The organism is Streptomyces sp. MnatMP-M17 (genome assembly GCF_900091995.1).
Classification (GTDB): Bacteria; Actinomycetota; Actinomycetes; order Streptomycetales; family Streptomycetaceae; genus Streptomyces.
In genome coordinates this window covers 1-10,557 of record NZ_FMDK01000048.1, presented here as the reverse complement: position 1 = coordinate 10,557, position 10,557 = coordinate 1, and the positions used below count along the sequence as shown (strand labels likewise).

13 protein-coding genes and 2 pseudogenes are annotated in these 10,557 nt (G+C 67.6%); 2 read left to right on the top strand and 13 right to left on the bottom strand.

The window, feature by feature from the left end; translation table 11 throughout:
• Positions 1-511, bottom strand: a pseudogene (locus GA0115259_RS02860) (sensor histidine kinase); the annotation flags it as partial.
• On the bottom strand, positions 508-1,224 hold the full coding sequence (locus GA0115259_RS02855) for a response regulator transcription factor (protein ID WP_093590342.1): 717 nt from the start codon (positions 1,222-1,224) through the stop codon (positions 508-510). The gene GA0115259_RS02855 and the pseudogene GA0115259_RS02860, both read right to left, overlap by 4 nt.
• Positions 1,225-1,374: 150 nt before the next feature.
• Here GA0115259_RS02855 and GA0115259_RS39950 point away from each other — a divergent pair, with 150 nt between their 5' ends.
• Positions 1,375-1,803, top strand: a complete 429-nt coding sequence (locus tag GA0115259_RS39950) for a carboxypeptidase-like regulatory domain-containing protein (RefSeq protein ID WP_161230266.1) — start codon at positions 1,375-1,377, stop codon at positions 1,801-1,803.
• Between the two features lie 70 nt (positions 1,804-1,873).
• On the opposite strand, the gene GA0115259_RS02845 is transcribed toward GA0115259_RS39950, so the two are convergent.
• Together GA0115259_RS02845 and GA0115259_RS02840 are read right to left on the bottom strand one after the other, a co-directional pair.
• On the bottom strand, positions 1,874-2,239 hold the full coding sequence (locus GA0115259_RS02845) for a hypothetical protein (protein ID WP_093590339.1): 366 nt from the start codon (positions 2,237-2,239) through the stop codon (positions 1,874-1,876).
• A gap of 2 nt (positions 2,240-2,241) precedes the next feature.
• Positions 2,242-3,188 (bottom strand): annotated as a pseudogene (locus GA0115259_RS02840) (helix-turn-helix transcriptional regulator).
• Between the two features lie 194 nt (positions 3,189-3,382).
• On the opposite strand from GA0115259_RS02840, the gene GA0115259_RS02835 reads away from it, so the two are divergent.
• Positions 3,383-3,811 (top strand): ATP-binding protein, encoded by a 429-nt coding sequence (locus tag GA0115259_RS02835; protein WP_093590336.1) that lies wholly within the window; start codon positions 3,383-3,385, stop codon positions 3,809-3,811.
• 36 nt (positions 3,812-3,847) lie between these two features.
• Here the strand turns inward: GA0115259_RS02835 and GA0115259_RS02830 are convergent, their stop codons facing one another.
• The 9 genes from GA0115259_RS02830 to GA0115259_RS02790 form a co-directional block, all read right to left on the bottom strand.
• Complete coding sequence (locus tag GA0115259_RS02830) at positions 3,848-4,618, bottom strand: TetR/AcrR family transcriptional regulator (protein ID WP_176732411.1); 771 nt, start codon at positions 4,616-4,618, stop codon at positions 3,848-3,850.
• Positions 4,619-4,647: 29 nt separating this feature from the next.
• Positions 4,648-5,061 (bottom strand): thiol-disulfide oxidoreductase DCC family protein, encoded by a 414-nt coding sequence (locus GA0115259_RS02825; RefSeq protein WP_176732410.1) that lies wholly within the window; start codon positions 5,059-5,061, stop codon positions 4,648-4,650.
• A gap of 6 nt (positions 5,062-5,067) precedes the next feature.
• Positions 5,068-5,511: a hypothetical protein gene (locus GA0115259_RS02820; protein WP_093590330.1), complete on the bottom strand. Its 444-nt coding sequence runs from the start codon at positions 5,509-5,511 to the stop codon at positions 5,068-5,070.
• A 166-nt stretch (positions 5,512-5,677) separates the two neighbouring features.
• The gene (locus GA0115259_RS02815; RefSeq protein ID WP_093590327.1) at positions 5,678-6,277 is read right to left on the bottom strand and encodes a hypothetical protein; all 600 of its coding nucleotides are present in this window, start codon (positions 6,275-6,277) and stop codon (positions 5,678-5,680) included.
• Between the two features lie 124 nt (positions 6,278-6,401).
• Positions 6,402-7,160: a succinate dehydrogenase iron-sulfur subunit gene (locus GA0115259_RS02810; RefSeq protein WP_093590324.1), complete on the bottom strand. Its 759-nt coding sequence runs from the start codon at positions 7,158-7,160 to the stop codon at positions 6,402-6,404.
• The gene (gene sdhA, locus GA0115259_RS02805) at positions 7,160-8,914 is read right to left on the bottom strand and encodes a succinate dehydrogenase flavoprotein subunit (protein WP_093590321.1); all 1,755 of its coding nucleotides are present in this window, start codon (positions 8,912-8,914) and stop codon (positions 7,160-7,162) included. The genes GA0115259_RS02810 and sdhA overlap by 1 nt, the downstream gene beginning before the upstream one ends.
• 23 nt (positions 8,915-8,937) lie before the next feature.
• Positions 8,938-9,441, bottom strand: coding sequence for a succinate dehydrogenase hydrophobic membrane anchor subunit (locus tag GA0115259_RS02800; protein ID WP_093590318.1), 504 nt, complete (start codon positions 9,439-9,441; stop codon positions 8,938-8,940).
• A 10-nt stretch (positions 9,442-9,451) separates the two neighbouring features.
• Complete coding sequence (gene sdhC, locus GA0115259_RS02795; RefSeq protein ID WP_079124857.1) at positions 9,452-9,832, bottom strand: succinate dehydrogenase, cytochrome b556 subunit; 381 nt, start codon at positions 9,830-9,832, stop codon at positions 9,452-9,454.
• A 189-nt stretch (positions 9,833-10,021) separates the two neighbouring features.
• Positions 10,022-10,557: 2-oxo-4-hydroxy-4-carboxy-5-ureidoimidazoline decarboxylase (locus GA0115259_RS02790; protein ID WP_093590315.1), on the bottom strand; the 536-nt coding region annotated here is incomplete at its 5' end.

The window sequence follows — 10,557 nt, the reverse complement described above, 5'->3', positions numbered from 1 at the left end:
CCGAGCCGTCGCCGAGCCGGGCGGCCGTCATCCGGTACGGCTCGCCGTCCACGTCCACATCGCGCGCCGTGTCGTAACGGGCCGCCGCCACCGGATCCTCGACCGCCGCGGCCAGGGCCCGCTGGCGCTCGCTCGGCGGGATCCCGGTGAAGGACATCGGCCTGCCCGAGCCTTCGACGGCCACGAAGACCGTTTCGGGCTTGGGCAGGGTGCTCGCGCCCGACTCGCCGGGCGCGAGGATGTCCCGTACCGCGGCGAGCGCGCTCAGGGACTCGATCTGCTTCATGGTGATCCCGCTGCGCTGAAGGCCCTCGCGCGAGCCGGTCAGCTCGGAGTCGATGGCGCCGAGCAGATAGTGGCGGAGCCCGAAGAGGCTGACGGCGGTCGCGACGGCGATCCCGAGGGCGAGCAGCAGCACATTGACGAACGTGAGCCTGGTCCGCAGCGAGTGCGTGCGGCGCGGACGTATTCGTTGCGACGGTGTGCGGTGCGGACGCCCGGTCCGGCTCACGCCGGGCTCGCCAGGCCGTATCCCACACCTCTGCGGGTGGTGATCAACGGCGGTCCCAGCGGATCGAGTTTGCGGCGCAGATAGCTGATGTACGTCTCCACGACGGTCGACTCGGCCGCGTGCTCGTACCGCCAGACATGACGGAGCAACTGCTCCTTCGTCACCACGGAACCGGCGTTGCGCACCAGGAAACGCAGCAGCGCGTACTCGGTGGGCGTGAGATCCACGGGCCGGCCCGCCCTGCGCACGGTGTACGTCGCCTCGTCCAGCTCCAGATCCGCGTAGCGCAGCGGCGGCCGGGCGGGCAGCCGGTCCGCGGGCCGCGTACGGCGCAGCACGGCCCGGATCCGGGCGATCACCTCGTCCACATTGAACGGCTTGGTGATGTAGTCGTCGCCGAGCCCGAGGCCGCCGACGATCTCGGCGGGCGCGTCCCGCGCGGTGATGAAGACCACCGCGATCTCCGGGTGGCACTCGCGCAGTTGACGGCCGATCTCACGGCCGTCGCCGTCCGGCAGCATCACGTCGAGCAGCGCCACATCGGGCCGCGTCCGCCGTACCGCCTCCGCGGCCTGCCGCACGCTCCCGGCGGACACCACCTCGAACCGGTGGTACCGCAGGGCGATGGCGAGGACGTCCGCGATGCTCGGCTCGTCCTCGACGACCAGGACGGTTGCCGTCGCCGCCGCTGCCGTCCCGTCCCCAGCTGTCATGCCCCCAGTATCCGTACCGCGCTCGCCTCGGGCACCGCGGCCGCTTGGGAGTTCCTTGTGAGTCATGGCCGCGCCACGCCGTACGCCGGGCGGCGGCCCGATTCTGGGATCCGGCCAGGGGGACGGCCAGGAAACGACCGGGAAAGAGGGGTGGACATCGTGGAGGCATGGGCACGCTGGTGCTACCGGCACAAGGGGGTGGTGCGGTTGCCGGCCTGGCTGGACAGGCGGCTTTCCCGCGTCGCGACGGATCCGCGCGAGAAGGCACCGGAACCCACCCCGGACCCCTCACCCGGCCCGGCCCACGCGACGGCGGTGCACGGTTTCGTACGCTCGTCCGAGGGCGACCCGGTCGGCTCGGCAACCCTCACCCTGCTCACCCCGGCGGGCCGCCGGCTCGACCAGGTGGAGTCCCTGGCAGACGGCTCCTACATCCTCGCGGCTCCAGCAGCAGGCCCGTACCGACTCCTGATCACCTCCCCCGGCTACGCCCCCTGGACCCGCCGCATCACCATCGCCCCGGAGGCAACCGTCCACGACCTGACCCTCACGGAAGAGATCGCGGACGCGATCAACTGAGACCCCAGCCGGTCGGTCGGCGGCCGCGGCCCAAGGCACACCGGACCCCCTCCTCGCGGCGGGGTCCGGATCAGTTCAGGGACTTCTCGATCGCCTCGAAGATGTCCGAGTCCGTCTCCTTCTGCCAGTCCGGGAGGTCGGGCCAGTCCGCGACGTAACCGGGCTTCGGATTCCCGAAGTGCTTGAACATCTGAGCCGTCCAGCATGTGGCGACGAAGCGGCTCTTCTGCTCGCGAGTGAGGCGCGAGGCATGGCCACCGCTCAGGGCAAGGAACTGGCGCACCTGCTCGTAGACGGCGCCGGCTGCTTCACGCTCCCACTCCGGGGTGTCCTCCCAAGGCGTCACATAGCCGGGCTTGGGCTCGCCGGGAAAGTGTTCACGTACCCCCGCGATCCACGTCTCACGGAACAGCCGCGCGCCCTCGGTCTGCGACATGCCTACCCCTCTCGGTGCGTTGCGCTCAGCGCGTCGATCTCGGCGTCCAGCTCGGCAACGCGGACATCGTGTGCGAGACCGCCGAAGTCCGCGCGTAGAGCCTGGAGTCTACGGACGACATAGCCCGAGGAAGATTCTTGCGCGAGATGAAGTGCCTGGCGGCCATAGGCGACGACTTGTTCCGGATCCTTGCGCTTGACGCCGATGGCGGCCAGATTGGCGAGGACGACACCCCGCCGCCGAAACGACTGGCCTTCTGCGAGGGCCACTTGGCCAAGAGCGCCCCGGAGGGTCCGTTCGGCGAGATCGAGCCGGCCGAGCTGCACGTACCGTGCTCCACGTTCCTCCGCTAGGCGTGAGCCGTCGAAGCGGAGCCATCCCTTGTTCTGCGTCGGTCCAGCCAGGTGTACGACTTTCTCGGCCTCGTCCAGCGCGCGTTCGCAGGCTTCAAGGTCGCCGAGTCCAGCGAATGCCTCGGCCCGCACCGCAGCAACCCAATGCCGTGTCGAGAGCGAACTGTCTCCGCGCCGGGCGATTCGTTCAGCGGCCGACAGGACGCCCACAGCTTCCTGGTAACGCCGTTCGTGTACATCGACGTAGGCGTGACGGGTGAGAGCGCAGGCCCAGAGGTCGTATGATCCGGCCTCTTTGCTGGCCGACGCGTCACGTCGTCCCTATCCCCTGAACCGTAGCGGTCCCCTGAGTCCTGGCGGTCGCCCGAAGACGACCTTACGGCCTCGTGGCGCATGGTTGCGGGCTGGACCATCAGAGCATCGAGTTCGGCGAGACCGAGCCCCAGCGCCTCGGCGTATCTGGGGCGTAACGATGGCTGGATGGTGGTCTTTCCGGTTTCCCACCGGCCCACTGTCGTCCGGTCGACACCAAGCACATGCGCGAGACCTTCCTGGCTGTAGCCCAGCGCTCTCCGCCTCTTAGCAAGGCCAACCAGCAGCCCCTTTCCACGCTCTGCCGGTCACCGCGGCAGAACGGGTGTCCACAGCGCACGGTTTTGCGTCAAGCCTGCCGCACGAATGCCGTGGAGAGTGCCCGTATGGAGCGGTTCCCTGGACATTGTCAGCATGAACAACTGGCTGAAGCCAGAACAAGTCGCGGCTGACCTTTCACCCCCGGAGGGAAGACCGCGTGACCACACCTGCAACAAGATCCACCGCAATCGGCGCCCCGGGCTGCAGCGAAACGCTCCCTTGCGAGGATGCCTCCGCGCGCCGTGCTCGTCTGCTGGTCGGTGCGGCCCTCAATGCCTGGGGACTCGGCGACCTCGTCGACACCGGCGCGCTGGTTGTCTCCGAACTCGTCGCCAACGCAGTTCAGCACAGCGGATGCCCGACGATGCGCGTGAGCGTCATCCGCAGCTCCGATGACCGAGTACGTATCACCGTCAGCGACAACTCCCGTGCGACGCCTGTCGTCCGTAAGCCCAGCAGTGACGCGGAGGCAGGCCGCGGCATGCTCCTCATCGAGGCTCATGCCTGCCGTTGGGGCACTGACGTGTGTCAATGGGGAAAGCATGTCTGGGCGGAACTGCTTGTCAAAACCCAGACCATCGTGTGATGTCGCAAGGCAGTGCACGCAGGGCCGTCAGACCGGTCAGTCGGTCTCGGGCTCCGGCTGGGGCCTCGTCTTGCGCGAGGCCGCTGCCTCCGCCATGCCCGGGAGGAAGTCCGTGAACAGCTCGTGCACATCACGGACGAGCGGCCGTAGCACGCGGAAGCGGGAGAGCGCGACGCCTCGTGCGGTCAGCAGGGCGCCGCGCTCCGCCAGGCGGCGGCTGCGGGTGCTGTTCTCCGAGCGGTCGAAGACCCAGTACAGGACGAGTCCCATCTGCGAGAGCCACATCAACTCGGGCAGTATGTCGGCCAGTTCGTCCGCGACCTTCGCCTTGGAGCCGACCAGCGCCTCCCGGTGGACGGCGATGGCCGCGTCGCGGGCGTGTTCGGACTCCGGGGAGAAAGGGCTCAGCGGACTCTCGGGATCCGCCGCGTTCTTGAAGAACTGCGCGGCGAACTCGTGGTACGGCGAGGCGATGTCGAGCCAGACCTTCAGCACGCCCGCCATCCGTGCTTCGAGATCGGTCTCGCGGTCCAGCACCGGCCGGACCGCCACCCGGTGTTCGGCGGCGATCCGGTCGTAGAAGCCCTGGACGAGATGTTCCTTGGACGAGAAGTAGTAGTACGCGTTCCCCACGGAGACTCCGGCCTCCTGGGCGATGGCCCGCATGGTCGTCCTGTCGTAACCGCGCTCCTGGAAGAGCCGCAGCGCGGTTTCGAGGATGAGCGTACGGGTCTGTTCGCTCTTGGCGGCCGGGGCCTTGGATCTGCTGGCGCCCTTGGAGGTTCCGGCGTCCTGCGCGTCCTTCACGGCGTTCTCGTCCTTCACAGTGCCCGAGCCTAATGCGACGGAGCGGGCACCTCGCACGCTCCGTCGCAGGACGCGGCCGTCAGCTCCCGGTACTTCGCGGCGGCGAGCACCGTCACCCTGGCGAAGGGAGCGCCGGCCGGAGTGGCCAGCCAGTGGGCCTTGGGCCGGTGTTCGGCCAGGGCCCAGAGGCAGACGATCCAGGCGGCCGTACCCCGGTAGATCTGGCCCCGGTCACCGATGACGGTGATCTCCTTGAGCGTGGAGCCGTGATCGAGGTCCGGATAGCGCCGCCGTGCCTCCTGCGAGGCGGCGGGCACCAGCTCGATCGGTACGAGCTGACGCTGGCGCAGCAGCCAGTGCCGTACATGCACACAGAGCGGGCACTGCGCGTCGTACAGCACGGTCAACCGGTGCACGGGCGTGCGGACTTCGGTCCCGGTCATGGCCGCTCACACTCCGGCGGCCGGAGCGGCCGGACCGGCCCAAGGGCCCTTGTCGGCCGGTCCCGTCCAGCCCTGCGGCGGCACCGGAGGCCGCTGCTCGCGCTCCATGATTCCGCGCCGCCGGATCTTGTTGAGCACATAGACATTGCCGAGATGCATCACTCCGAGCACGAGCAGCACCACACCGATCTTCACCGAGAGCGCCTCGAAGAGCCCGCGGGCGTTCTCGACGGCGTCGGCGTTCTTGAGATAGAGCGCGACGAAGCCGAGGTTGACCAGATAGAAGCCGACCACCAGCAGATGGTTGACGGCGTCCGCGAGCTTCTCGTCCCCATGGAGCACATCGGCGAGAAAGATCCGCCCGTTTCTGCTCAGTGTCCGGGCCACCCACACGGTCAGCGCCCCGCTGATCAGCAGGTAGACCACATACGCGACAACAGTGAGGTCCATCCCCCACCCTCCCTTTGAACACGTTCAAAAGCTGGATGTCATGGACTGTAGACCTATTTTTGAACATGTTCAAGCGGGAGTTGGCGGGCGGCGGAAGGCAGCGAAAACGCGTCCGGCGCCGGGGAGTTCCCGGCGCCGGACGCGATGGTGAAGCTGTGTCAGTCGGTCACATGGCGCTCAGTGAGCGGGCGTAGTTGATCTGGCCCATGACGGCGTGGAAGGCGCCCGGATGGTTGGCCGGGATCATGGTCGAGTGGTGTGTGCCGCCGCTGGTCACGGAGACCTGGATGAAGCCGGTCGTCGTCTTCTCCTTCATCAGCAGGAAGAGCAGACCGACCAGACAGAAGAGGAAGAAGACGATCGCCAGGACGATGGCGTAGGCCGGGATCTTCTCCTCCGTACGGGACATGTCCGTCGCGTTCCAGACCGCGCCCTTGAGCGGCAGTGTGCCCGACGGTGTCACGATCGAGTCGGGCAGCACGGTGATGTCACCTATCGACACCAGCGGTGTGCCGCCGCCCATCGGTACGGGATACGGGGCGCGGGCCTGCGGATAGCCGTAGCCGGGCGGGGGCGTGGCGCCCGGGTGGCCGTAGCCGGGCATCGAGCCCGATCCGCCGTCGATGAGCGTGGGATTGGGGAAGTCGTACTCCGGCGTGCCCGGCGCTCCGGTCGCTCCCGGCCCAGTCACCGGCCCCGGACCCGGCGACTGCGGCGGCGGCCCCCATGTGTACTCCCCGTCCGCGTACGGATTCGGCTCCGTCATCTCTCCCCGCTTCCCCTGGTCCCGAATGCACCACCGATCCTGGCACAGGAAGGGCCCGCTTCTGAATGGACTTCCCCACAGAAACGGGCCCTTGGAGCGAACGTGCTCAGAGGAGCGAACGTGCTCAGAAGCGACGCGTGATCAGCGCGCGCTTGACCTCCTGGATCGCCTTGGTGACCTCGATACCGCGCGGGCAGGCGTCCGTGCAGTTGAACGTCGTGCGGCAACGCCACACACCGTCCTTGTCGTTGAGGATCTCCAGACGCTGCTCCGCGGCCTCGTCACGCGAGTCGAAGATGAAGCGGTGCGCGTTCACGATCGCGGCGGGACCGAAGTACTGGCCGTCGTTCCAGAAGACCGGGCAGGACGAGGTGCACGCGGCGCACAGGATGCACTTGGTGGTGTCGTCGAAGCGCTCGCGGTCCTCGGCGGACTGGAGCCGCTCCCGCGTGGGCTCGTTGCCGGAGGTGACCAGGAACGGCATCACATCGCGGTACGCCTGGAAGAACGGCTCCATGTCCACGATCAGGTCCTTCTGGACCGTGAGTCCCTTTATGGGCTCGATCGTGATCGGCTTGTCCGGGTTGATGTCCTTGATCAGCGTCTTGCACGCCAGCCGGTTACGGCCGTTGATACGCATCGCGTCCGAGCCGCAGATGCCGTGCGCGCAGGAGCGCCGGAAGGTGAGCGAGCCGTCCAGTTCCCACTTGATCTTGTGGAGACCGTCGAGCACCCGCTCCTTGGGATCGATGTCGATCTGGAAGTCCTGCCACTGGGCCTCGTCGGAGACCTCTGGGTTGAAGCGGCGGATCCGGAATGTGACCGTGATGTACGGAGAGGCGGCGGACTCCGCCTCGACCTTGTCCAGTACGGGTGTAGCCATCAGTACTTACGCTCCATCGGCTGGTAGCGGGTCTGGACGACCGGCTTGTAGTCGAGACGGATGGACTCGTTGCCGTCGTCGCCGACCTCGCGGTACGCCATGGTGTGGCGCATGAAGTTCACATCGTCACGGTTGGGGTAGTCCTCGCGGTAGTGACCGCCGCGGGACTCCTTGCGGGCGAGCGCGGACACGGCCATCACCTCGGCCAGATCGAGCAGGTTGCCCAGCTCGATCGCCTCCAGCAGATCCGTGTTGAAGCGCCGGCCCTTGTCCTGGACGGACACGTTCAGATAGCGCTCACGCAGCTCGCCGATCTTCTCGACGGCCGTCTTGATGGTCTGCTCCGTACGGAACACCATCACATTGGCGTCCATGCACTCCTGGAGCTCAAGGCGCAGCGTGGCGACGCGCTCCTTGCCGGTGGACGTACGCAGCTGCTCGACCTGCGCCTCGACCTGGGCCGCCGGGTTCTCGGGCAGCTCGACGTAGTCGTTCTTCAGGGCGTACTCGGCGGCGGCGATACCGGACCGGCGGCCGAAGACATTGATGTCCAGCAGCGAGTTGGTGCCCAGACGGTTGGCGCCGTGCACGGAGACACACGCGACCTCGCCGGCCGCGTACAGACCGGGCACGACCGTCGTGTTGTCGGCGAGGACCTCGCCCTGGACATTGGTCGGGATGCCGCCCATGGCGTAGTGCGCGGTCGGCTGGATCGGGATCGGGTCGGTGTACGGCTCGATGCCCAGATAGGTCCGCGCGAACTCGGTGATGTCGGGCAGCTTGGCGTCGAGCTGCTCCGGCGGGAGGTGCGTGAGGTCCAGATAGACATGGTCGCCCTCGGGACCGCAGCCGCGGCCCTCGCGGATCTCCGTGTAGATGGACCGGGACACCACATCGCGGGAGGCGAGGTCCTTCATGACGGGCGCGTACTTCTCCATGAAGCGCTCGCCGTCCTTGTTGCGGAGGATGCCGCCCTCACCGCGGGCGCCCTCCGTCAGCAGGATGCCCATGCGCCAGATGCCCGTCGGATGGAACTGGAAGAACTCCATGTCCTCCAGCGGCAGTCCGCGCCGGTAGCAGGCGGCCTGGCCGTCACCGGTCAGCGTGTGCGCGTTCGAGGTCACCTTGAAGAACTTGCCGGTGCCGCCGGACGCGTAGATCACGGACTTCGCCTGGAAGACATGGATCTCGCCGGTGGCCAGCTCGTACGCGACCACACCCGCCGACGTCTTGACGCCGTCGACCTCGGTGATGAGCTGGTCCAGGACGTAGAACTCGTTGAAGAACTCCACGCCCTCCTTGACGCAGTTCTGGTACAGCGTCTGGAGGATCATGTGGCCCGTACGGTCCGCGGCGTAGCAGGACCGGCGGACCGGCGCCTCGCCGTGGTTGCGGGAGTGGCCGCCGAAGCGGCGCTGGTCGATGGTGCCGTCCGGCGTCCGGTTGAACGGCAGGCCCATCTTCTCCAGGTCGAGGACCGCGTCGATGGCCTCCTTCGCCAGGATCTCGGCGGCGTCCTGGTCGACCAGATAGTCGCCGCCCTTGACCGTGTCGAAGGTGTGCCACTCCCAGTTGTCCTCCTCCACATTGGCGAGCGCGGCGGCCATACCGCCCTGCGCGGCGCCCGTGTGGGACCGGGTCGGGTAGAGCTTCGTCAGCACTGCGGTACGGCTGCGCTTGGTCGACTCGATGGCCGCGCGCATACCGGCGCCACCGGCGCCGACGATGACGGTGTCGTACTTATGGATCTTCATAGTGAGTCTCGTCAGCCCCGGCTTTAGCGGATGTTCGGGTCGAAGGTGAAGATCACCAGCGAGCCGAGAAGGATGGTGAACACCGTGGCGGTGTACAGCAGGCCCTTGAGCCACAGGCGCGTCGTGGCGCGCTCCGCGTAGTCGTTGATGACCGTACGGAGGCCGTTGCCGCCGTGCAGCATCGCCAGCCACAGCATCAGCAGATCCCAGACCTGCCAGAACGGCGAGGCCCAGCGGCCGGCCACAAAGGCGAAGCCGATCTTGGACACTCCGCCGTCCAGTACGAGCTGGATGATCAGATGGCCGATGACCAGGACGACCAGGACGACACCGGAGAGGCGCATGAAGAGCCACGCGGCCATCTCGAAGTTGCCGCGGGTCGACTTCGGAGTCTTGCCGGTCCGCTTGCGCGGCGCCTCGATGAGAGGCGCCGGGAAAGCAGCGCTGAACTGTCCCACAGGCTCCTCGCCCTCGACGTCACTGATCGCGGAGGTGGTGCTGTCGGCGACTGTGTTGTTGGTAGACATGGGCGGACTCTCAGCTCCCGAAGACTTGGCGCGCGGCGTGGCCGAGCACGGGGTAGAGGGCGCCCACCATCAGGACGAGCCAGATACCCACGGCGGTCCAGAGCATCTGCTTCTGGTAGCGCGGGCCCTTGGACCAGAAGTCCACGGCGATGACACGCAGGCCGTTGAGCGCGTGGAAGAGGATGGCGGCCACAAGGCCGTACTCGAGCAGTGCGACGACCGGGTTCTTGTAGGTCGCTACGACATCGTCGTAGGCCTCGGGAGAGACACGGACGAGAGCGGTGTCCAGCACGTGTACGAACAGGAAGAAGAAGATGAGGACGCCGGTGACTCGATGAGCCACCCAGGACCACATTCCTTCCCGGCCGCGGTACAGCGTTCCAGCCGGCACGGAAAAACCCTCCGGGAGCGGTGATCGAAGAGCCGGCCGCCATCTTCTACTCAATAAGCACAGTGGTGTCGGTCGCGCCCGGCCGGGTACGGTCCACCGGCCCTGGCCATGGTAGCGACGTGTTGTCGGTTCCTCCGCCCGGGGGCCCATAGGTGTGATCAAACAGGCAATCAAAGAGCCACGGACGGGCTATCGGGCCGGCCCGGAGAGCCCGGCTCCGGAGGGGCCGCATCCCGAATGGCTCGTATGGCTTGCATGGCTCGTATGGGCTGTATAGCTGGTTTGTCGGACATGGGCTGTGTGGTCGGTGCCGCCCGGCCCGGTGCCGCCCGGCTCCCTGGGTGTGGCGATCAGCAGCGCGATCCGGCTCCGGGCGAGCCGTCGCAGCTCGTCCGCGGCGACGGCCCGCTCGTGGTCGGGCTCGTGGGAGAGCCGGGTGCGGATGCCCGCGAGCACCTCGTCGAGATACTCCTCGGGCCGGTGGCCGTCGAGGCTGATCACAAAGGCGTGGCCGAAGCTGCTTTCGTACGCGGCGTGCGCGGCGCGCAGGGCGGTACGCGCGGCGGGCGGCGCGCTGTGCGGCGGGCCCGAGGACGACTCGTCGGCGAGCGCTTCGGAGAGATCGGCCTGCGAGAGGTCGTAGCTGGCCTCGTCGGCCGCCGCGAGCAGGGTGTCGAGATCCGGGTACGGGCGGTGCGCGGCGAGCCGCTGGGCCCAGCGGCGGG

Coding starts and splice junctions, on each gene's coding strand:
- GA0115259_RS02855 (WP_093590342.1), bottom strand. CDS start 1,224: ATGACAGCTGGGGACGGGACGGCAGCGGCGGCGACGGCAACCGTCCTG.
- GA0115259_RS02845 (WP_093590339.1), bottom strand. CDS start 2,239: ATGTCGCAGACCGAGGGCGCGCGGCTGTTCCGTGAGACGTGGATCGCG.
- GA0115259_RS02825 (WP_176732410.1), bottom strand. CDS start 5,061: ATGACCGGGACCGAAGTCCGCACGCCCGTGCACCGGTTGACCGTGCTG.
- GA0115259_RS02820 (WP_093590330.1), bottom strand. CDS start 5,511: ATGGACCTCACTGTTGTCGCGTATGTGGTCTACCTGCTGATCAGCGGG.
- GA0115259_RS02815 (WP_093590327.1), bottom strand. CDS start 6,277: ATGACGGAGCCGAATCCGTACGCGGACGGGGAGTACACATGGGGGCCG.
- GA0115259_RS02810 (WP_093590324.1), bottom strand. CDS start 7,160: ATGGCTACACCCGTACTGGACAAGGTCGAGGCGGAGTCCGCCGCCTCT.
- sdhA (WP_093590321.1), bottom strand. CDS start 8,914: ATGAAGATCCATAAGTACGACACCGTCATCGTCGGCGCCGGTGGCGCC.
- GA0115259_RS02800 (WP_093590318.1), bottom strand. CDS start 9,441: ATGTCTACCAACAACACAGTCGCCGACAGCACCACCTCCGCGATCAGT.